Genomic DNA, 20,134 nt, shown 5'->3' with positions numbered 1-20,134 from the left:
CCGCCTCCGCACCGTCCGCCGCGAGATTCACGCTGTCAGCGTCGAGCACGGCCGTCGGCGTGGCAAGTGGCCGCTCGACGATGGTGGCTTCGAGCACCGTCATGTCGGATGTCGGCGCTGTCGAGCTGAGCGCGCCAGCGGATCACGGTGATCAACGACCCCAGCTGTGGGCGACGGCGAGTGGATCTCCTGCGCGGAACTCGGGCGGGTCGTGCATCAGGAAGTCGCGGTGGCTGATGTTCCACGCGTAGGCGCCGGCCAACGCGAACACCAGCACGTCGCCGACGGCGATCGGGACGCTTTCGGCGTCGCGGGCCAGGACGTCCTTCGGGGTGCAGAGCTGGCCGACGACGGTGACCGGACCGCCGTCGGTCCGCGGCCCGGCGCCGGCCCGGGACACCACGACGAACGGCTGGGCGTGCCCCTTGGCCGCCGGAGTGCGCAGATGGTGGGTGCCCCCGGCCACGATCACGAACCACCGGCCCTGGGACCGCTTCACGTCGATCACCTCGGTCACGTACGACCCGCAGTAGACCGCCACGGCTCGGCCGGGTTCGATCCGGAGCCGGACCGTCGGGTGGGTGTCCGACACCTCGCCGAGCAGTCGGCCGTAGCCGGGCCAGTCGAAGCGGTGCTCCGGGCGGCGGTAGTCGACCGCCATGCCGCCGCCGACGTTGACCTCTTCGGCGCGTAGCTGCCGCACCGCCCAGTCGGTCACCTCGCGCGCCACCACGGCGGCGGTCGCCGCGTCGAGCCCGCTGGCCAGGTGCGCGTGCACCCCACGGACCCGGATCCCGTCCGGCGGGTCGGCGGCGAGCCGGACCGCCTCCTGCGGGTCCATGCCGAACGGGCTCGCCTGTCCGCCCATCACCAGGACCGCGCCCGGTGTCGCGACCGGCAGGTTCACCCGCAGCAGCACATCGGCGGTACGCCCGGTGGCCCGTGCCAGGGCGGCCAGCCGGTGCAGTTCGGCGGCGGACTCGACGTGTATCCGGTGAACGTCGGCGGCCAGCGCCGCCGAGAGATCCACATCGGTCTTGCCCGGTCCGGCGAAGGCGGCCACCCGCCGGCCCGGCAGCACGGCCGCGAGGTGGCGCAGTTCGCCCCGACTGGCGGCCTCGAAACCGTCGACCGTGGCCGCGAGGGTGCGCAGCATCCCCGGGTCGGGATTGGCCTTGACCGCGTAGAGCAGCTCGACCCGTTCCGGCAGGGCGGCCCGGACGGCAGCCGCGTGCCTGGCCAGGGCGGCGAGGTCGTAGACGTACGTCGGTCGGGTCACCCGGCACCGCCCAGCGGGTTGGGCACCGCGACGTAGGGTGCCTGCTGGTCGGCTGCCCGGTGCCAGCGGACCAGCAGGTTCGCCTTCGCGGCGAGCGCAGTGCCGTCGAGCAGCGGGGCGAGTTCGGCCGGCTCACCCAGTTGCGCGTACGTCGCCTCGACAGCCTGCCGGACTGTCCGCCACAGCCGGGGCTCGGTGCCGGGGTGGCCGTCGGCGAGCGCGCCGGCGAGACCGGCGAGATGGTTGACGAACAGGCAGTAGACGACCCGCCGGGCCGCCTGCGCGGGAGTGTAGGCGGCCTGCCGGGGGACCCGTTCGGGCCAGGCCGCCAGCCGGCCGAGATCCAGCTTCAGTCCCTCGAGGTCACGCAGGATCAGGCGGACCGGGCGGCCGTCCGGGTCCAGGACCGGCAGCACGTTCTGCAGGTGCGCCTCGTGGACCACGCCGTGACCGAGCCACAGTCGCAGCACGGTGGGTACCAGCAGCTCGACGTAGGCCCGCCACCAGTCGAACGGGTCCGGCACGGTCAGCGGGGCGGTGGCCAGCGCCGCCGCCAACACCACCCGTTCACCCGGCCGTAGATGTTCGCGCACCCCGGTCCGCAGGATGGTGCCGTACGCCTCGTCCGCCCCCGGCAGGTCGACGGTCCGGTAGCCGGGCTCCCGCAGCAACCCAACCCGCGCGGGAAGCGGCACGCGGGACAGGAACCGGGTCAACGCCACCGCCCCGGTCAACTCGTACCGGGCGTTCTTGCGCAGGCAGTTGGTGATGCGTACGTGCAGGCTGGTCTTGAGGAACAGGTCGACCGAGGGGGCGTAGAGCGTACGGACGCTCGCGGTCGGACGGACCGGTACGCCGGCCGGGCCGAGCCGGCGCAACCTCGGGTCGGTCGGCGGCACCAGGTTCAGCTGCCACGGGTGCACCGGCAGCAGGTGGTACCCGGGTGGCGCGTCCGGCGGATCCAGCGGTGCGATCAGCTCGTCGACCGGCCCGTCGCCCGCCATCAGGTCGGTGGGCACGGCGAGCCAGCTCAGCCGGAAGGTGCTGCGCAGCTCCGGGGCGTAGCGACGCCAGCTCGCCGGATCACCGCTGCGCCACTTCGGACTGGGGTGATGCGGGTGCCCGTGCACGAGGGACTGTTCGGAGTCGACGTAGCTGTCGACCATCGGATCGCCGGTCGGGTTGGGGTCGCGGGACGGGCGTTGCCGCAACAGTGTGGCCAGCGCGTCCCGACTACCGAGCACCTGTTCGACGAATTCGTCGTTGACCAGCCCGGTGCGGGCGGTCAGCTCGGCGGCGAGCAGCCGGGCGAGCTGCGCGCCGTCGACTGGCGCATCGGCGGCCGGCGAACCGTCGTCCAGCGCGTGGGCGGCCGGCGGGTCCGGCGCGGCCGGGTGGCGGCGGGCGACCGGTGTCGCCGCCGGCCGGCAGCGGACCGGGCCGACGTAGCGGTGCGCCAGCACGGGGGAGACCCGGGCCAGTCGGCAGGAGAGTGTCAGCCCGAGGTGCGGCAACCGGATCCGCAGGAGCCCGCCGACGGTCTCGGCGGCACCGTCGGGCGCGGCCACCTCCCGCAGGTAGCAGGAGAGCAGGGTGTGCGCGGCGGCCAGGTCGGCGGCGCGTTCCGCCGGCCCGGCGGTGGCCTCGGCGGCCTGCGGCGTCACGAGGCGCTCCGCAGGTAGTTGGGGCCGGTGCGGTGGTAGAACTTGTTCACGTCGGTGCAGCCGATCCGCTGCTTCGGCAGCAGTGTGCCGGCGGTGAGCATCGCCTTGACCGGCAACCGGTCCGCGGTCAGCACGCGGTCGACCAGCTCTCGCGCGGCGGGTGTCTCACCCCACCGGTCGCGGGCGGCGCGCAGCCGGGGCGCGAGCGCCTCGGCGGGGGAGGGCACGGCGACGCCCTGGTCCGCCAGGGCGAGCAGGGGTGCCGCCGCCGCCAGGTGAAGAGTGATTGTGACGAACATGTCGGCCAGCTCCCCGGGGTGGCGGATCCACATCCGCTGGTCGCGCAGCCGGACCGTGCCCGCCTGCCGGGGGTCCAGCCGGGCACCGTCGTTGTCCTTGTACAACAGCCGGACCGGACCGTCGGACGGTAGGACCAGGTGGATGTTCTGCGGATGTGCTTCCAACGCCACTCCGTACCGTAACCACAGGCACACATGCCAGTCGAGCAGGAGATCCAGATAGGACCCGAGGAGTCGGGTCGGGTCGTCGCCGCCGATCCGTTGGGCGACCGTGCCGGCGGTGGGATCCGCCGCGGCGAGTGCGGCCACCGGCACCACGCTCGCCCGCTCCAGGCCGGCGGGTAGCCGGCGCAGCAGAAAGGACCGCAGCTCGTCGTCTCCGCAGTGACCGAAGACGCTCTCGTCGGCGTGCGTGATCCGGTCGGCGAAGCGCGGCTGTTCCGCGGCGACACGGTCGAGCAGCGCGGCCACCGCCGCGCCGTCGGACAGCGAGTCGGGTGCCAGGGTACGGCGGTTGCGGGCACCCAGACTCGCGGTCGACAGCGGCAGCTTCAGGTGCGTCGTCGGATCGCCATCCAGGGCGACGGTCCGCATCGACAGGGTGGGCCGCACGGTGATGTCCGGTAGTTCGAGCACCGGCAGGTCCGACCGGTCGGCGGTGAGCGGGTGCACCGGCAGCAGCACCTCCCCGGCCTGGCGTGGCCTCGGCCACCAGGCGGGCAGCCGCCCGTTCAGCCGCAGCGTCCGAGCCGGTACGGGCAGCCAACGCAGGGCGAACGCGGGGGCGTGCTCCGGTGCGTACCGGACCAGCTCGGCACCGTCCAGGCCGTGACGGCACCGGTCGGTGGGGTAGACCGCATGGCCGGCGTGTGCGGCGAGCACGTCGTCGAGGAGGGCGCCGCCGAAGCCGGTGGGCGTATCGACCCGGGCGGCGGCGATCCGGGCGTACGTGTCGGGCCGGGTGGTCTCGGCCAGCCGGCGGGCGAGCAGGTCCTGCCGGCATTCGTCGGTGAAGACGCGCCACCCCTGCTCGGCCTCGGCGTCGTCGTCCGGCGCGAGCAGCTCCAACAGGCCCGCCAGCGTGTCCACCCGACGTGGCACCCGATCGGGCGGGTGCACGTGCAACTCGGCGCGGGCGAGGCGCACGGCGTGCTGGAAGCCGTCGGGACGAACCGGCAGGCGTAACCGGCCGGCGCGGTGCGGTGCCTGCCACCAGTCGGGGCCGTCGGGGCCGCCACCACTGCTCAAGCCGAGATGGTCCTCGCGCAGCAGGGCGTTCAACACCCGACGGAAGAGCTGCTGCTCCACGGGATCGGTCACGGGGCGATCACCCAGTCGAGTCCGGCGCGGAACTCGACAATTGCGCGACCGACGGCAGCCGGGTCCGACCCGATGCCGTGCAGGACGGCCAGGTAGTCGCGGTTGGTGCCGGTGTGCTCGGCGGTGGTTCCGATCGCCCGCAGCGGGCGGCAGCCGAGTCGGACCCCGTCGCGTACCGTGTCGACGGGCCCGGGGGCGGCGACGAGGGTGCCGCCGCGGTCGGCGCAGACGTACTCCACCCGGGCGGTCTGGTCGATCGCGGCCGGGTCGGGTAGACCGAGGTCGGCCACCGGCTCGCCGAGGTGCAGCCGGATGACGTACTCGAACAGCGGCACGTCGAGCAGCTCGGCCAGGACGAGATCCATCCGGTCACCGATCAACCGGTCGTTGACCTCGATGAGGCGGGGCCGTCCCCGGTGCATGACGAACTCGGTGTGGCAGGCGCCGAACCGTACGCCGAGCGCGTCAAGTTGAGCCCGCAGCCGGTCGACCGTCGCCGGGGCCGCCGGTGCCCACTCCAGACACAGCTCGGTGAAGGTGGGCGGCGGGCCGAGCGCGGTACGCCAGCCGCCGAGCACGGCCAGCGTACCGGTGTCACCGAGGGTGTCGTGGGTGCGGACGTCGCCGGGCAGGTACTCCTCCACCACCAGTGCCGCGCCCGGCCGGCGCCGGCGGATCTCGGCCACCCGCCGGGCCAGCTCGTCGGCGTCGGTGACCAGGTAGGCGTCCTCACTGGCGACGCCGTCACGGGGCTTGACCACGGCGGGGAAGACGTCGAACGTCGGCGGTTGCCCCGGTTGGAGGCGCCGGGCGTGGACCACGTCGAGACCGGCGTCGGCGACGGCCTGCCGGGTGGCGGCCTTGTCCTTGCAGCGCCGCCCCGCCTCGGGGTCCTTGCCGGGCAGGCCGAGCCGACGGGCGGCGAGCGCCGTGGCGGCCTGCAGGTGATCGCTGTTGGAGAACAGCCCCACCGCGGCTGGTCCTGCCCGGACCACCTCGGTGACGGCCCGCGGGTCCCGCACCGGGCAGCCCTGCGTCGGCACCGTGTCGGGCCAGTCGTCGGGCCGGTCGGTCAGCACGGTGACCGGCACGCCGAGCGCGTCGGCGGCCGGCAGCAGGCCGTCCAGCACGGAGTCGGTCGGGTTGAGGGCGGTCAGGTACAGCATCGCGAGCCGGCTCGGTGGTGAGCCGTCACCGGGCGCGCCAGTAGGCCAGCGCCGCCACCTGCTCCTTGCCGACGCCCAGCCCCCGCCGCAGGTGTTTGACGATGCTGCGGGTGCTGGCCGCCTCGCAGGCCACCCAGTACAGGGCGTCCGCCTGGGCGGCGGTCAGGGCGGTGGTGACGGTGTCCACCAGGTGCTGGCCCTCGTCGCGGCGCGGCACCCACACCACCTCGTCGTGCGGCCGGGTACGCAGCGGCAGATTGCGCTCACCGTCGTGGGCGTACTCGAGCCAGATCCTGGCCGCCACGGGCCCGGCAGCGTCGAGCAGGCTGTTGACCGCAGGCAGGGACGCCGCGTCGCCGACCAGGTAGAGCCGATCGGGGGCCGGTTCGGGAAGAGCGAAGGAACTGCCCTGCACGGTCGCCTCGATGGTGTCTCCGGGCCGGGCTGTCGCTGCCCAGCGCGCGGCACAGCCGTCATGCAGGGCGAACACGAGGTGGAAACGCCCGCTGGCGGTGTCCGGGTCGACAAGCGTGTAGGCCCGCTGGTGGGGTCGGCCCGCGTTGTCGAACCACAGTCGGATCCACATGGTGGGGTGGGTGCCGCAGTCGCGCAGGAGGTCGCCCCCGTCGACGAGCAGCCGTTGGTAGCAGTCCCCGACGGGTTCGTTCTCCAGGACGGTCAGCTGGAAATTCCGACCGCCGAACGCCCTGAGGACGAGTGCTTCCCAGTTCCGTTTCACATGTGCCTCCACTGTGTGTGCGTCCGGGTGACGACGGGCCGGTCTGTCGGTGGCGCCGCGTGCCGGTCGCCGACCGGTCGGGGCCGGTCGGGGCCGATCTCTGTGCTCACGCCGTGGGGCTCAGCGGCAACGACCGCACCAACATCCGGTGCGAGCGCCAGCCCGGGAACGGGACGAGGTCGCCGACATGGTCGAACCGGATCCGTTGCAGCGCGTGCCAGACCCGGGTGTTCGTCTCGGCGACCGCCAGCGCGACCCGCTCCTCGCGGCGCCCGGCCAGCAACTGGGTGGTCATCCGGAGGCCGAGGCGGTGCCGGCGGTGTTCGGGCAGCACGAACGCCTCGCACACGGCGAACGTGCGTCCCGCCCACTCGAGGGCCAGGTCGGGATCGTCCGTCGCCGACAGGTCACGCCACCACAGGGTCTCGGGCGGCAGTGGACAACCCAGCACCGCCCCCGCCAGACGGCCGTCGACGTAGCCGAGCGCCGCCTGGAAGCCGGGGGCCTCGGCGGTCCACCGGAGACGATCCCGCACGCTCGGCACCCGATGGTCGGGCAGGTGCAGATCTGCCGCGTGCACCTGCCGGTACACCTCGGCGAGCTGCTCGACGTCGACCTGGTCGGTGACGACGACAGTGCTGGCCAGGCCGCCGATGGTCACGGCCGTGGCGACAGACGACGCCATCGCGCCCTCCCCGTTAGTTTGGTTAGGCATACCTAACCAGGAGGGCGTCGGTCGGGCAAGTCCCCGGACCCGGCCTCGCGAGGAACCGACCGCCAGGCCCGGAAACGCGTGGTCCGTTCCCGCCTTCGCCGAGGCGAGCACCGCGCCGGCTGCCGTGCCGACCGCCTCCGGCGTTCCGGCGCCGACAGCCGACGGCGGTCAACGACAGGACGCCACGTGAACGCGCCGACGGAACTGCGGCGACCAGGAACGTTCGCGGTGTCGGCCGACACGCCACCTGGCCCGGCGGCGATCGACCGTCACGAGTCAGGTTCGGCGAGCAGCTGATCGCGGCCTACGCTCCGGTGGTGGAATCCCCGCTGACAGTTCGGTTGGCCCGAGTCGAGGACGCCGCCCAGATGGCGTGGGTGCATGTGCGGTGCTGGCAGGAAACGTATCGCGGACTCATGTCGGATGCGGTGCTCGATGATCCGAGTTTGCCGGCTGCTCGGGAACGGTCCTGGACCGCTGCACTCACCGATGAGCGATATCGCCGGAACCGGGCGACTGTGGCCGAGCGGGACGGCAAGTTGATCGGAATCGCGATGTCAGGCCCGCCGCCGGATACCGCCGCGGAGTGGGTGAGGCAGCTCCATCTGCTCTACGTGTGTGCGGCCGACCACGGTACGGGTGCTGGGCCGGCACTGTTGCAGGCCGTCATCGACCCGACGGAGTCGGCGGCGCTGTGGGTCGCCGATCCCAACCCTCGCGCCCAGGCGTTCTACCGTAAGCACGGGTTCATCGCCGACGGAGTGGTCCAGGTCGAGGATGGGGTACGGGAGATCCGCATGGTCCGCCGTGTGCGGACACCAGGCGGATGCTGACCGTAGGTGGGCGGCTGTCACAGTGGCTGGGGCCGACGGAGCCGTCAGGCGGTCACGGGTAGCTCGGTGAGCAGCCGTTCGACCCGGTGGCGGATCTCGTCGCGGATCGGGCGCACCGCCTCGACGCCCTTGCCGGCCGGGTCGGTCAGCTTCCAGTCCTCGTAGCGCTTGCCGGGAAAGACGGGGCAGGCGTCGCCGCAGCCCATGGTGACGATCACGTCGGAGGACTCGGCCGTGGCGAACTCCAGGAGTTTGGGGGTCTGGTCGGTGATGTCGATGCCGACCTCCCGCATGGCCTCGACGGCGGCCGGGTTGATCGCTTCGGCGGGAGCGGAGCCGGCGGAGCGGACCTCGACGGCGTCGCCGGCCAGGTGGCGCAGCCAGCCGGCAGCCATCTGGGAGCGGCCGGCATTGTGTACGCAGACGAACAGGACGCTGGGCTTGTCGGTCATCGGATGCCTTTCTGCGGTGCGGAGGTGGCGACTGGCGGTCGATCGTGCTTGCACGTCATGGTCGGCGGCTCCCGGTCGCCTGATCGTCAGCCGGCACGACCACCTGGTCGGCGGCGGCACCGGCGTCGGGGTAGAGGGCCGCCAGCAAGCCGACACCGACGGCGAGACCGACGACCTGCGCCACCACGAAGCCCGGCACGGAGCCGGGAGCGATGCCGGCGAAGGTGTCGGTGAACGCCCGGCCGACCGTAACCGCCGGGTTGGCGAACGAGGTGGACGAGGTGAACCAGTACGCCGCTCCGATGTAGGCGCCCACGGCTGCCGGCGCCACGGTGGCGCGGCCGGACCGGGCCAGCGCGAAGATCAGTAGGACCAGGCCGGCGGTGGCGACGACCTCACCGAGCCACAGGTTGCCACCGCTGCGGTCCCGGCCGGAGAAGCTGACCGCCCTCAGGTCGAACATCAGGTTGGCCAGCACCGACCCCGCGATGCCCCCCGTCACCTGTGCCGCGACGTAGCCGGCGAGCTCCCGGGGGGAGAGGCCGGTGCCCGAGCGGCGGCCGAGCAGCCAGTCGGCGGCGGAGACGACCGGGTTGAAATGTGCGCCGGAGACCGGTCCGAACATCAGGATCAGTACGCCGAGGGCGAAGGTCGTGGCGATCGAATTCTGCAGCAGTTGCAGGCCGACGTCGTCAGGGGACAGGTCGGTGGCCATGATGCCGGAGCCGACCACGGCGGTGACCAGCAGGGCGGTGCCGGTGAACTCGGCCAGCAGGCGCCGCGGAAGTGCGATGGTCATCGGTTGTGCTTCTCCTCGATGGCTATCGGGTGGGGACGTTCAACTCGTCGAGGAGACGCCGTACCCGCTGTTCGATCTCGTCACGGATCGGCCGGACATCGTCGACGTCGAGGCCGGCCGGGTCGGCAAGGTCCCAGTTCTCGTAGCGGGTGCCGGGGAAGACCGGGCAGGCGTCACCGCAGCCCATGGTGACGACCACGTCGGCGGCGCGGACCACCTCGTCGGTCCAGGGCTTGGGAAACTCGTCGGAGATGTCGATACCGCGTTCGGTCATGGCCGCCACGGCGGCGGGATTGATCTCGGTGCCCGGTTCGCTGCCACCGGACCAGGCCACGGCCCGATCGCCGGCCAGGTGGGTGAGGAACCCGAGTGCCATCTGCGAGCGACCGGCGTTGTGGGTGCACAGAAACAGGACGACGGGCCGGCCGTCACGGTGATGGCCCTCGACGCGGGCCAGTGCCTGTAGCCGCTGACGGGCGAAACGTTCGGCGAGCAGGGGCAGGTAGTGGGGGATCCGGCCCTCGACGGCGAACTGGTCGTAGCTGCTGTGCAGGAAACGCTCGATCGTCTCGGTGCCGTACGTGCCGTGAAACTCGGCGGCGAGGCGGGTTGCGGCCGTACGCAGGGCCAGACGTTGATCGACCGAGAGGTCCGGGCGGGGACTGCGGGCGAGGTGGGTCATCGTGGGTCTCCGGGTAGGACGGCGGGGGCGAGCCGGGCGACCCGGTCGGCGAGGTCGGCGTAGGCGGACTCGAACGCCGCGTCGGTGTCCACCCGGACCGGGTCGGGAACCGACCAGTGCAGCCGGGGGCGTAGCTGGTCGGTCAGTCCCTCGTGGGCGTTGTCGCAGACGGCGATGACAAGGTCGTCGCTTCGCACGACGTCGGCGACGTGGGCGGTGCCGGTGGGATCGAGGTCGAGATGGTGGCGGTGGGCCACGGCGACCGCGCGGGGGTGGACCCGGGCCGCCGGTTGCGTGCCGGCCGAGGCGGCGGCTCCGCGGGTGCGGTGTCGCCACAGCGCGGCGGCCAGCTGCGAGCGGGCCGAGTTGTGGGTGCAGACGAAGACCACCCGACTGACCCCGCTCAGCCGGGGGGTGGCGAGGGCGGCGAGCGTCTCGGGGCGCAACTGGAGGTAGGTGCGCCGCCGGTCGCCCTCGGAGCGGACCTTCACCACCAGGCCGGCCTGGGTGAGGACCTTGACGTGGTGGGCGACCAGGTTGGTCGGCATGCCGAGACGACTGGCGATCTCGCCGGGCGAGGCGTCACCGAGGGTGAGCGCGTCCACGATCGCCAGGCGCGCCGGGTCGCCGAGCGCGGCATGGGTGCGCGCCCGCCCGGCCAACGAAGAAAGCTCAACCTCCATAGACTCAACTATTGCTGACTAAAACTCCGGCGTCAAGGGCGTCGCCCGTCGCGGGGCCGGTTGCTCTGAGCCGGTGACGGACCGAGGTGGTCAGCGCAGCCGACCACGCCCGCCGAACCAGTCCCGCGAGACCCGGGTGTTGAGGGCCAGGACCACCCAGGCCAGCAGGCCCAGACCGACGACCGTGATCGCGCCGAAGAGTCCCAGCGACGCGGCGGCCAGCAGACCCGCCAGGGCGTACGCGGGGTAGGGCGCCCAGCGGCGGCGGGCCGCCAGGCTGACCGCGACCAGCGCGCACGCGGTGGCCATCACGGCGAAGAAGGCGACGGCGCCGAGGGAGCCGGTCGCGGCCAGCGACCGATGCACCGTCGCGAGTGCGAACAGCAGTGACAGCAGTGCGAAGGCGAGCACGGTGACCCGGACCGGGGTCGGCATCGTCGGGGGTCGGAGCATGTCCCCGTAGCCGCCGCCGGATGCGCGTACGACCATAAAGACAACGATGGACGTCGACGTCTGTCGGGTCGTGCCACTGTCGGCAACGCGACAGCGGACCCGGGCGGCCTAAGCTTCGGCCCATGGCGAGGTACTTCGACGTGCACCCGGACAACCCGCAACCGCGCACCATCGGTCAGGTGATCGAGATCATCCGCGGGGACGGGTTGATCGCCTACCCCACGGATTCCTGCTTCGCCCTGGGCTGCCGGCTGGGCAACAAGGACGGCATGGACCGGATCCGGGAGATCCGCCACCTCGACAGCGGCCACCACTTCACGTTGGTGTGTCGCGACTTCGCGCAGCTCGGGCAGTTCGTGCAGCTGGACAACGCGGTGTTCCGAGCGGTGAAGGCGGCCACCCCCGGCCGCTACACCTTCATCCTGCCCGCCACGAAGGAGGTGCCCCGGCGGCTCTGGCACCCCCGTAAGAAGACCGTCGGGGTGCGCATCCCCGCGCATCCGGTCACCCGCGCGCTGCTCGACGCGCTCGGCGAGCCGTTGCTGTCGAGCACCCTGCTGCTGCCCGATGACGAGGAGCCGATGACCCAGGGCTGGGAGATCAAGGAACGCCTCGACCATGCCGTCGACGCGGTGGTCGACGCGGGTGACTGCGGTACCGAACCGACCACGGTGGTCGACTTCTCCGACGGTGAGCCCGAGATCGTCCGGGTCGGTGCCGGTGATCCGACCCGCTTCGCCTGATGTTCCGGCGGGTCCGCCCGGCTGCGTCGACGGTGGCCGGACGATTGCTGGCCGCCACGCCCCCGTACCCCGTGGCGGCCGTCACCCCGCCTGATCCCAACACGCCCGTCTCGGCCGCCGGCGAAGTCCAAACGATTCCGTACGAGGTGGTGTGGGATCGATTGTTATCGTCACAACTCGTGGGTGTCATGAAGGCTGCCGTGTCCAACGGGCCACCCGACCCGGGCACGGCCCACAGCCTTGACGAACTGATCGGTTGCCTGCGCGCACTCAAGCTCTGGGCCGGTGATCCCTCGTACGAGACGATCACCCGGCGGGTCAACGAGCGATGGCGGTCCGACGGTCGTCCCGTCGACGAGATGGCCCGCAGAGGCACCGTCGTGGACTGCTTCAAGACCGGGCGGCGGCGGATCAACGCCGACCTGATGCTCGCCGTGGTGCAGGCGTTGCACGACGAGACGGGTTACCTCGCGCACTGGCGACAGGCACTGCGGGTGAGTCTCGCCGAGACGACCGCGGCCGCTCAGGTGCGGGTACTCGACCGGTTGCCCGACGATGCGGGGGCCTTCACGGGCCGTCAGGCGGAGCTGACCCGGCTCAGGGAGCTGGCCGCGCTGACCGCAGAGCCCGGTCCGGCTGCCCCCGGCCGGGCCGGGCGCGGCGCGGAGATCTGCGTGCTCGCCGGGATGGCCGGGGTCGGCAAGACCCACCTCGCGGTACACGCCGGCCAGTCGCTTGTCGACGAGGGGCACTTCGATACGACGCTCTTCGTCGACCTGCGTGGCTACCATCCGGATCCGGGGCAGCCACCGGCCGAGCCGGGCGCGGTGCTGGACGGCTTCCTGCGCCTGCTGGGCATGTCCGGCCACGAGATCCCGTTCGGTCTGGCGGAGCGCGCGACGGCGTTCGAAGATCGGCTCGCGGGCCGGCGGGTGCTGATCGTGCTCGACAATGCGGCCGGTGCGGAGCAGGTACGTCCGCTCCTGGCACGGTCGGCCGGCACCCTGACGCTGATCACCTCCCGGCGCCGGCTCGCCGACCTCGACGAGGCGGTGCATCTCGACCTCGACCTGTTCACCCCGGAGGAGGCGGAGCGGCTGCTGGTCCGGTCGAACCCGGGCGTGGCGGTGGGCAGCGATCCGTCGGCCCACCGGCGGGTCGCGTTGCGCTGCGGACACCTGCCGTTGGCGCTGAGCGTGGTCGTCGGTCAGATGGGGTCGCGGCCCGGGTGGACGGTGACCGACCACGCCGACCGGCTGGACGAGCCGAGGGGTAGGTCGATCGGCTTTCGTTGTTCCCGGCGAAAGTTCGGTCTGCGGTTCGCAAACTATCGACGTTGCTTGAGGTAAGGGCTACGCTCCCAGGCAACAGCCGTCGATGCGAGGGGTGTCATGTCCCGTCGAACCGGAAGGCCCTCCTACCTTGCTGCCCCGCCCGCGCGGCAGCACCGGAAGAGGACGTGGATCGTCGCCACCGCCGCGGCTGCGGTTCTGGTGGCGGCCCCGGCCGGCGGGCTGGTCGGGCACGCGGTCGGTCGACCGGACCCGACGGAGGCGAGCGTGGCGAAGATGCGCCAGGCCGACGCCGAGCGGGACGCGCAGCAGATCGTCGAACTCACCGAGATGGCGCACCGGACGGGCGAGGAACTCGCGCCGATCATCCGAGCCGTCCGGCAGGACGCCGAGGCGGGGCGCGTGCCCGAGCGGGCCCAGGTCGACAAGTGGCAGCAGACCATGCGGCGGCTGATTGCCCAGTTCGCCGACCCGCCATCGGGCATGACCGCCACCAACGTCGCCCGTGGAGGTCTGCGTAGCGCCGTCGACCAGGCGGCCGTCGCGGTCGACTCCGTCGCTCTCGCGCTGGCCGGTCCGACCACCGGGCGCGCGGAGCGGATGCAGTTGGCCGCGCGGCAGGCGACCCTCGCCGTCACCACGTGGTCGGTCGCCGCGACCCAGCTCGACCAGGTCAACATCGACGCCGGGCAGGGGCACCAGCACGTACACCTCGACGTGGGCGAGGTGGAGGGCGCGCTCGGCCCGGACGGCTCGGCCGAGGGCGCCGGCGGCTGATCGCATCCATCGGCCGGTCGCGTACGTCCGCCGATCTGGCCCGGCGGCTGATCGGGGGCGCCGGCTGATCGCGGTCCACCCCGGCCGCCGGAACGGTTGTGGTCGACAGCGATCAATCATCGTCGGCGACGGCACGATACCGACCCCGTTGATCGAGTCGCGTGAACGTCGACACTTGCGAATCGGTATCGCATCCGATGCATAATGGGCGACGGGCTGCGTGCGTCGGGGCAACGACCACAGTGATCTGCCGACTTCAATGGAGGCATCTCCATGGCATTGATTCCGGCGGCTGGTGCAGGTTGTAGTGGGCCGTCGACCTCGCCGCCACGAGTTGAGTCCCCGGGAACGGTCAATTCCGAGGTCGAGTGGGACGGCTTCGATCCGGGTGCCTACGTCCAGCACAACTACTCGGTCCTGCGGGATGATGATCGCGAAATCCTCTGTCGGATCAGAGACTTTTTCGCGGGCGCGAAGATTGCCGGCGCACACTGTGTCGACGTCGGCTCCGGCGCAAACCTCTACCCGGCACTGTCGCTTCTGCCATTCGCGCGCAGTGTCGAACTCTGTGAATATTCCACGGCGAATGTGCGTTGGTTGCGTAACCAGATCAGCGGCTATGACGACTGCTGGGACGCGTACTGGCAGGTGTGTGCGGAGCACTCGGCGTACGCGGCGCTGACCGACCCCCGCAGCCACCTGGCCCGGGTGGGTCGGGTGTCGCAGCTGAGCGTATTCGATCTGCCCAGACGGGCCTGGGGCGCGGGCACCATGTTCTTCGTGGCCTGCTCGATCTCGGCTGAGCGGGCCGAGGCGGAGCGCGCGATCGGCCGGTTCCTGGGGGCGCTGCATCCCGGTTCGCCGTTCGCCGCGGCGTTCATGCTGGGCTCGAACGGCTACCGCGTCGGACAGCACTGGTTTCCGGCCGTGCGACTGCACCGCGCGGAGGTGGTGGCGAGCTTCGCGGCCGGTGCGTACGACGTGGACATGCACGAGGTGCGCCCCACGCCGTCGCTGCGCGACGGATATCTGGGCATGCTGCTGGTCACCGGACGTAGCCGCGGCTGACCTCGCGCATTGTCCGCCCCGGACATCCGCATCGCTCTCACCTGGACGCTTGGGCCGGCTGATTTCGCCGGCACATCGGTACGCACGGCCGTTCAGGTCACGCTCCGGCAGCGATACGATGATGGGTGCACGTCATCGTGGATCATCGTTGGCCAGGCAACATCAGCAACTCCGTTTCGACGACTACAGCAGACGGTGGTGGACCATGCGGATGCAGCCGCGCCAGGAGATTCTCGACATCTGGCGGGCCACGGTGCGTAGCTGTCTACGCAACGGCGAATGGGACTGGGGCGGTCGGAGCGGGTCCAATTCCATCAGCGACGCGGAGCAACTGCTGACCCTGCTGCTGCCGGCGACCAAGATCCCGGTGCTGTCACTCGACGATCCGGACCGGATCGACGAGGAGGTCATCGAGGCTCTCGGCGCGATCGGCGGCGCGATAGAGATTCCCCGCCGGCTGGTCAAGATCATGTCCGAGTACTTCGTCCGCTACACCGACGACAGCGGTGCGCCGACCTTCGGTGGTGGCAGCTACCTCACCCCGGTCGAAGGTGGTCCGGACCTCACCGACGAGCAACGCTCCATGGACGTGGTCGACTCGTTCGCGGTGTCGGTCACGCTCACCCTGGCGACCATCGGTTTCGTCAAGATCTACCGCCCCGCCACCCAGCGGGCCGACCTGCGCGCCCAGTTGGACAAGCTGGAGGAGATGGCCAGCATCCGGCTCACCGCGGCCATGGTCGGGTTGCTCCGCAGCTTCAGCACCTCGGTCTTCGCCGCGAGCGACGAGTTCGGCATCCGACTCTGCGACATGGTCAACCAGGACGAGGCGCCGCGCCGTGAGGTGGTGGCCGCGTTGCGGGCGCAGTTGCGGGACACCATGGCTAGCCTGCGCAACGTGGTGGTCGGATCCGGTCAGGTCACCGAGGACCTGGACAGCAGCGAGATGCTCTTCGAGTGCGGCTGGTCGTGGGGGACGATCGCCGGTGCCGATGAGGTGACGACGACCGAGCCGATCGGCCCGCAGCGCGAGGGCTCGGCGGAGAACGCCCCCTACCTGTACTTCACCGTCATCGCGGTGGACGCCATCGACGATCTCAACTCCGAGCGTACCCGCCTGCTCGGCCTGCTCAACGAGGAACAGCAGCGACTGTTCCGGATCCTGCAACTGCGCTGGGAGTTGACCCGGAGGTACTGGGCGACGGTGGCGACCTTCGGCAACCGGCGCCGGTGGCCGATCGAGGACATTCCCTGGCGTACCACCGACGGCGACCGGACCGACTACTACACCCTGCAGGCCACGTCGCTGGCGGTGAAAGGGCTGGTCGCCAGTGGTCGCGGCGGTGACGAGGAGTTCGGGCGGATCGGGAACGTGCTGGTGGAACTGGCACAGCGAGGTCGGATCACCCGGCGTGCCTCGCCCAACGAGGCCGCGTTGGTCGTGCATGCCCCGGGCAAGCAGGTGACCCTGAACGACGCCACCTCCAAGCCGATCATGACGTGGAACGTCAACGAGTTCTCCACGGTGCTGCTCCAGCGGGCCACCACCGTCGCCGGCCTGTTGAACAATGCCCGGCACCGCAGCGAGCTGCTCGAACTCGCGGACGAGGTGTGGGAACACCTCCTGTTGCGGCGCATTCCCGAAGGTCGGCACCGAGGGCTGTGGGATCACGCCGGTGGTGCATTCCCCGAGTTGGCTCCGCTGCCCGAGGCGCCCTCCTGGTATCTGACCGAGCGGGTCGTGCAGGCCCTGGTCAACGCCGGTCAACTGCTCTGGGAGCGGCAGTTCCCCCGAGCCGTGAACCTCGCCACGTACGCCCAGGACCTCATCGACGAGGCCGAGTACGTGTTCGACCGGGAGCTGATGAGCGGCACCTTCGCCGGTGAGGCGATGCAGCGCAGCATGCGCAGCATCCGGGCGACGCTGCGCCGCGCGCAGTCGCTCGTGGACGACCAGCCGGGCACGGCCGCCGCGCTGGCCAACACTCTGCTGCTACAGCTGAACGACATCACCACCGGCCAACAGAAGGCCAGCGAGGGGATCTGAATGCTGGTCTTCGTCACGTCGCACAAAGGTGGCACCGGACGCTCGGTGACCGCGGCGAACATCGCCTACCGCAGCGCGCTCTCCGGCCGCTCCACCTGTTACCTGGACTACGACTTCGGCTCGCCGACGGCCGGCATCACGTTCCAGATTCCCCAGGCCACGAACGGCATCGAGGGTGCCGGCCCGAACGGCGGTGGCCTGCACCGGTACCTGCGTGGCGAGATCCCGTCCCCGGAGCAGTTGGACGTGTGGGGCACCTCAGAACGGGTCAGCCTGCGGCAACGACCGACCGGGTCGGGTTCGCTGGTGCTGCTGCCCGGGCAGCGCAACGGCAGCGAGTTCGGCTTCACCGACGACATCGGCCGGCGCTGCGCCGAACTCTTCCTCCGGTTGGAGGAGGAGTTCGACCTGACCCTGGTGGATCTGAGCGCCGGTCGGTCGTACGCCAGCCAGATCGCACTGGCGGCGACCGCCAACCGGACCCTGCGCAAGGTGACCGTGCGATGGCTGGTCTTCCACCGCTGGACGCCGCAGCACGTGATGGCGGCGGCGGATCTCGCCTTCGAGGCCGGCGGGATCCTGGCCATGGGCAAGGAGTACGGCCATGAACCGGACCGGCTACGAGAGTCACTGCGGTTCGTGCGGACCGCGGTGATCGACTCGCGCGGGCCGGAGGTGGGCCATCTCGACCTGGCGCAGCAGGCGTTCCTGCGCAGATGCGACGCGGAGCTGGGGGAACTGGCCCGCCGGCGCGGCACCGGCCGGACCAGCCTGCTCGGCGCGGTACCACTGGACCCGCTCCTGCAATGGCGCGAGCAGCTGATCTCGGACAATGACGTGCAGGCCAAGATCGCCAACGCCAGGACCGTGGACGCCTTCGTGGAGCTGACCGAGAAGCTCTTCGACGAGACCGCATGGGAGACCGTGTGATGAGCGTGGATGTCAGGTTTCAGGAGGCAGCCGCGGTGCGTCGGACGGAGAGCGTGCCGTACTCGCACCTGTCGGTGGAGTTGGGGCACGTCTACGCCGAGGACTTCGGCGACGGATGCCGGGACCTGCGGCGCAAGTTCGCCCGGATCGCGGACTGGGCGCAGGCGATCCCGGCGCTGGCCCGCCGAGGGCTGCGGCCCCACCGGCAGCCGAGGATCAGCACGTGTTTCCTCATCGATGACTACTTCCACCGGTTCGCCACGCCGCGCGAGGTGATCCCGCAGGTGCAGCAGGCCGCGGCGGAGCACGGGCTGGTGCTCGACTACGTGGCCCGCGAGTCCAGCTTCGCCCGCTACGACGACGTCGAACTGGCCCGGCTGGTGGTGGACACACTGGTCGTGGAGCCGCCACGGCACACCACGGGGAGCCGCCCGCCGCTGAGTGAGTCGGGCTGGCTGTCCAACGGCAAGCGTTCGCCGGGGCACGCCGACGCGCCCGCGATGACGCTGCCGTTGCCGTGGTCCCCGCCGCTGCAGTCCGGCGACGCGCCGCACTCCATCTTCGTCGACATCGAACTGTGGTCCGACGAGCCGGACGGTCGGGTGTGGGCCTGCGCGCTGCTCGCCTCGGTGTGGCAGATGACCCGGCTGGGTGTGCTGCGGCACCGGGGGCAGACGATCACCCAGCCGTACCAGCTTCCCCCCGACGAGCCGCTGCCGACCGACTGGGACCGCCTACCCGCGATCGTCCAGCTCAATCCGGACGCCACACCGTTCTGCGGGTACCGCACGGTGACGCTGATGGACACTCGGTACCTTCCGGTCGAGCTGGCCGTGCGGACCATCCTCGGGCAGGTGGCGGTGCCACCGGCGGTCGCGCGGCAGGTCGCCAAGCGGGCCGGCAGTGAGGGTCTGGAGCTGCCCGACGAACTGGTCGACCGGCTGAGCTACGTGTTCATCGGGGAGTGATCAGCCGCGCGGTGCCTGCGCACCGCGACCGATCCTGCGGTCCGACGGGCCACTGCCGGCGGTCGAGAACGGTTCGGTGAGCGTGCCGGGCCCGCACGGCTGGCCGACCGCCGCCCGGGCGGCCAGGTCGCGCAGGATGGCCATGTTGCCGACGGTGATCTGATCCCGGATCCAGTTGACCGAGGACTGCCACTGCCGGCTGAACCCGGGTACCTGCTCCAGGCGGTCCCAGATCGGCCGCAGCCGTGGGTCGACCCGGGCACCGGGCAGCCACAGATGCAACAGGTGCTCCAGCACCGGCCGCAGCCGTTCGATGTGCTCCTGCGTCGAGCCGGCCCGGGTCACCGCGGCTTCCACCAGGGCGGAGAGCATGGTGAGCAGCCAGTCGTGCAGGGCGAGATCCTCGCAGAGGCCGGCGACCGCCGCCGGCACGTCCTGGGCGCTCACCGTGAGACGTACGGTGCGCAGCGTCGGTGAGTCCACCGCGACGTCCGCCGTGGCGTTCTCGCCCGACTGTTGATGCACCCGGGCTGTCCACCGCAGCCGGGTGCGCGCCGCACGCAGTGGTGGACGCCGGTCCAGCAGGTCGGACATCTGCACACTGTCGAGCACTCGGCCGGTGATCGCGTCCAGGTTCAGCACGTCGGCGGCGTTGCCGTGCAGGAAACCGTTCGTCAGATCGTCGGCGTCGAGTTTGCCGACCGTCTCCAACACCCCCGAGTTGGCCAGGTAGTGCGACCACGGCCGGCGGCGCTCCCCGGCGACGACCTGGATGATGGAGGAGGCCTGCACGATCCGGCCGCCGGTGATGACAGCCCGGGTGACCACCGCGCCCACCCCCCGCAGCTGGCGGTTCTTCGCGCTCGGCAGCCAGCAGTCCACACCGGTACGGACGTCGGGTGAGACCGCATACAGCGACGGACGCCGGGAGGTCAGCACCGCCTCGCCCTCCACCAGGCTGAGCACCTCGGCGCTCTGGTCCTGCGCCAGCGCCGTGCTGTGCTGTAGCAGGCTGGTGTGCACCTCGCCCACCGTGAGCATCGTTCCTCCGCATCGGCACCACGGGGGACACCGGCGGGCATGGGCCTGCGGCCGGTGACCGGACCGAATCCGTCCCGCGGCCATCATAGGCCCATCCGTGGCGGGAAAGCCGATATGTGCCCGGGGGTGCGGACTTCACGGGTCCGATGGATGTGACGACGACTGATATTTTGAAGAATGCGGT

20 protein-coding genes are annotated in these 20,134 nt (G+C 71.2%); 8 read left to right on the top strand and 12 right to left on the bottom strand.

Features of this window, described 5'->3' with window-relative positions:
• Nucleotides 1-151: 151 nt before the first annotated feature.
• The 6 genes from ACFY2A_RS26775 to ACFY2A_RS26750 form a co-directional block, all read right to left on the bottom strand.
• Complete coding sequence (locus ACFY2A_RS26775) at nt 152-1,279, bottom strand: alanine racemase (RefSeq protein ID WP_387175592.1); 1,128 nt, start codon at nt 1,277-1,279, stop codon at nt 152-154.
• Nucleotides 1,276-2,943: an IucA/IucC family protein gene (locus ACFY2A_RS26770; protein WP_387175589.1), complete on the bottom strand. Its 1,668-nt coding sequence runs from the start codon at nt 2,941-2,943 to the stop codon at nt 1,276-1,278. The genes ACFY2A_RS26775 and ACFY2A_RS26770 overlap by 4 nt, the downstream gene beginning before the upstream one ends.
• On the bottom strand, nt 2,940-4,562 hold the full coding sequence (locus ACFY2A_RS26765; RefSeq protein ID WP_387175587.1) for an IucA/IucC family protein: 1,623 nt from the start codon (nt 4,560-4,562) through the stop codon (nt 2,940-2,942). The genes ACFY2A_RS26770 and ACFY2A_RS26765 overlap by 4 nt, the downstream gene beginning before the upstream one ends.
• Nucleotides 4,559-5,728 carry an acetyl-CoA carboxylase biotin carboxylase subunit family protein gene (locus ACFY2A_RS26760; protein ID WP_387175585.1) on the bottom strand — a complete coding sequence of 390 codons (1,170 nt, stop codon included), beginning with the start codon at nt 5,726-5,728 and terminating at the stop codon, nt 4,559-4,561. Before ACFY2A_RS26760 ends, ACFY2A_RS26765 begins: the two co-directional genes overlap by 4 nt.
• Before the next feature lie 25 nt (nt 5,729-5,753).
• The gene (locus ACFY2A_RS26755) at nt 5,754-6,467 is read right to left on the bottom strand and encodes a siderophore-interacting protein (protein WP_387175583.1); all 714 of its coding nucleotides are present in this window, start codon (nt 6,465-6,467) and stop codon (nt 5,754-5,756) included.
• Between the two features lie 106 nt (nt 6,468-6,573).
• Nucleotides 6,574-7,152, bottom strand: a complete 579-nt coding sequence (locus tag ACFY2A_RS26750; protein WP_387175581.1) for a GNAT family N-acetyltransferase — start codon at nt 7,150-7,152, stop codon at nt 6,574-6,576.
• A 347-nt stretch (nt 7,153-7,499) separates the two neighbouring features.
• On the opposite strand from ACFY2A_RS26750, the gene ACFY2A_RS26745 reads away from it, so the two are divergent.
• Nucleotides 7,500-8,015: a GNAT family N-acetyltransferase gene (locus ACFY2A_RS26745; RefSeq protein WP_387175579.1), complete on the top strand. Its 516-nt coding sequence runs from the start codon at nt 7,500-7,502 to the stop codon at nt 8,013-8,015.
• 44 nt (nt 8,016-8,059) lie between these two features.
• On the opposite strand, the gene ACFY2A_RS26740 is transcribed toward ACFY2A_RS26745, so the two are convergent.
• From ACFY2A_RS26740 to ACFY2A_RS26720, 5 genes are all read right to left on the bottom strand, one after another.
• Nucleotides 8,060-8,467, bottom strand: a complete 408-nt coding sequence (locus ACFY2A_RS26740) for an arsenate reductase ArsC (RefSeq protein ID WP_363924749.1) — start codon at nt 8,465-8,467, stop codon at nt 8,060-8,062.
• Between the two features lie 55 nt (nt 8,468-8,522).
• Nucleotides 8,523-9,266, bottom strand: coding sequence for an aquaporin (locus ACFY2A_RS26735; RefSeq protein WP_387175577.1), 744 nt, complete (start codon nt 9,264-9,266; stop codon nt 8,523-8,525).
• 22 nt (nt 9,267-9,288) lie between these two features.
• On the bottom strand, nt 9,289-9,948 hold the full coding sequence (locus tag ACFY2A_RS26730) for an arsenate reductase ArsC (protein ID WP_387175575.1): 660 nt from the start codon (nt 9,946-9,948) through the stop codon (nt 9,289-9,291).
• Nucleotides 9,945-10,631, bottom strand: coding sequence for a helix-turn-helix domain-containing protein (locus ACFY2A_RS26725; RefSeq protein WP_387175573.1), 687 nt, complete (start codon nt 10,629-10,631; stop codon nt 9,945-9,947). Before ACFY2A_RS26725 ends, ACFY2A_RS26730 begins: the two co-directional genes overlap by 4 nt.
• 90 nt (nt 10,632-10,721) lie before the next feature.
• Entirely contained in the window at nt 10,722-11,120 is a 399-nt protein-coding gene (locus tag ACFY2A_RS26720) for a hypothetical protein (protein WP_387175571.1), read from the bottom strand.
• Nucleotides 11,121-11,206: 86 nt separating this feature from the next.
• Here ACFY2A_RS26720 and ACFY2A_RS26715 point away from each other — a divergent pair, with 86 nt between their 5' ends.
• The 7 genes from ACFY2A_RS26715 (at nt 11,207) to ACFY2A_RS26685 (ending at nt 18,909) form a co-directional block, all read left to right on the top strand.
• Nucleotides 11,207-11,827, top strand: coding sequence for an L-threonylcarbamoyladenylate synthase (locus tag ACFY2A_RS26715; protein WP_387175569.1), 621 nt, complete (start codon nt 11,207-11,209; stop codon nt 11,825-11,827).
• A 188-nt stretch (nt 11,828-12,015) separates the two neighbouring features.
• Nucleotides 12,016-13,176 carry an NB-ARC domain-containing protein gene (locus ACFY2A_RS26710; RefSeq protein ID WP_387175613.1) on the top strand — a complete coding sequence of 387 codons (1,161 nt, stop codon included), beginning with the start codon at nt 12,016-12,018 and terminating at the stop codon, nt 13,174-13,176.
• A gap of 210 nt (nt 13,177-13,386) precedes the next feature.
• Nucleotides 13,387-13,896, top strand: coding sequence for a hypothetical protein (locus ACFY2A_RS26705; RefSeq protein WP_387175566.1), 510 nt, complete (start codon nt 13,387-13,389; stop codon nt 13,894-13,896).
• A 273-nt stretch (nt 13,897-14,169) separates the two neighbouring features.
• Nucleotides 14,170-14,964, top strand: coding sequence for an SCO2525 family SAM-dependent methyltransferase (locus tag ACFY2A_RS26700; RefSeq protein ID WP_387175564.1), 795 nt, complete (start codon nt 14,170-14,172; stop codon nt 14,962-14,964).
• 205 nt (nt 14,965-15,169) lie between these two features.
• Nucleotides 15,170-17,011 carry an SCO2524 family protein gene (locus tag ACFY2A_RS26695; RefSeq protein WP_387175562.1) on the top strand — a complete coding sequence of 614 codons (1,842 nt, stop codon included), beginning with the start codon at nt 15,170-15,172 and terminating at the stop codon, nt 17,009-17,011.
• Nucleotides 17,012-17,941 (top strand): SCO2523 family variant P-loop protein, encoded by a 930-nt coding sequence (locus tag ACFY2A_RS26690; protein ID WP_363924740.1) that lies wholly within the window; start codon nt 17,012-17,014, stop codon nt 17,939-17,941.
• Entirely contained in the window at nt 17,941-18,909 is a 969-nt protein-coding gene (locus ACFY2A_RS26685; protein ID WP_387175560.1) for an SCO2522 family protein, read from the top strand. The genes ACFY2A_RS26690 and ACFY2A_RS26685 overlap by 1 nt, the downstream gene beginning before the upstream one ends.
• On the opposite strand, the gene ACFY2A_RS26680 is transcribed toward ACFY2A_RS26685, so the two are convergent.
• On the bottom strand, nt 18,910-19,950 hold the full coding sequence (locus ACFY2A_RS26680) for an SCO2521 family protein (protein ID WP_387175558.1): 1,041 nt from the start codon (nt 19,948-19,950) through the stop codon (nt 18,910-18,912). It abuts the gene before it with no gap.
• Between the last annotated feature and the right edge of the window lie 184 nt (nt 19,951-20,134).

The organism is Micromonospora sp. NPDC000442 (assembly GCF_042898635.1).
In the GTDB taxonomy this organism is placed as follows: Bacteria; Actinomycetota; Actinomycetes; order Mycobacteriales; family Micromonosporaceae; genus Micromonospora.
This window is presented reverse-complemented; position numbering and strand designations above follow the sequence as displayed.

Bases quoted from the DNA above. Each gene is read 5' to 3' on its own strand.
- ACFY2A_RS26750 (WP_387175581.1), bottom strand. From the start codon at position 7,152: ATGGCGTCGTCTGTCGCCACGGCCGTGACCATCGGCGGCCTGGCCAGC.
- ACFY2A_RS26760 (WP_387175585.1), bottom strand. From the start codon at position 5,728: ATGCTGTACCTGACCGCCCTCAACCCGACCGACTCCGTGCTGGACGGC.
- ACFY2A_RS26680 (WP_387175558.1), bottom strand. From the start codon at position 19,950: ATGCTCACGGTGGGCGAGGTGCACACCAGCCTGCTACAGCACAGCACG.
- ACFY2A_RS26715 (WP_387175569.1), top strand. From the start codon at position 11,207: ATGGCGAGGTACTTCGACGTGCACCCGGACAACCCGCAACCGCGCACC.
- ACFY2A_RS26700 (WP_387175564.1), top strand. From the start codon at position 14,170: ATGGCATTGATTCCGGCGGCTGGTGCAGGTTGTAGTGGGCCGTCGACC.
- ACFY2A_RS26735 (WP_387175577.1), bottom strand. From the start codon at position 9,266: ATGACCATCGCACTTCCGCGGCGCCTGCTGGCCGAGTTCACCGGCACC.
- ACFY2A_RS26730 (WP_387175575.1), bottom strand. From the start codon at position 9,948: ATGACCCACCTCGCCCGCAGTCCCCGCCCGGACCTCTCGGTCGATCAA.
- ACFY2A_RS26710 (WP_387175613.1), top strand. From the start codon at position 12,016: ATGAAGGCTGCCGTGTCCAACGGGCCACCCGACCCGGGCACGGCCCAC.
- ACFY2A_RS26720 (WP_387175571.1), bottom strand. From the start codon at position 11,120: ATGGTCGTACGCGCATCCGGCGGCGGCTACGGGGACATGCTCCGACCC.
- ACFY2A_RS26740 (WP_363924749.1), bottom strand. From the start codon at position 8,467: ATGACCGACAAGCCCAGCGTCCTGTTCGTCTGCGTACACAATGCCGGC.
- ACFY2A_RS26695 (WP_387175562.1), top strand. From the start codon at position 15,170: ATGCGGATGCAGCCGCGCCAGGAGATTCTCGACATCTGGCGGGCCACG.
- ACFY2A_RS26690 (WP_363924740.1), top strand. From the start codon at position 17,012: ATGCTGGTCTTCGTCACGTCGCACAAAGGTGGCACCGGACGCTCGGTG.
- ACFY2A_RS26685 (WP_387175560.1), top strand. From the start codon at position 17,941: ATGAGCGTGGATGTCAGGTTTCAGGAGGCAGCCGCGGTGCGTCGGACG.
- ACFY2A_RS26725 (WP_387175573.1), bottom strand. From the start codon at position 10,631: ATGGAGGTTGAGCTTTCTTCGTTGGCCGGGCGGGCGCGCACCCATGCC.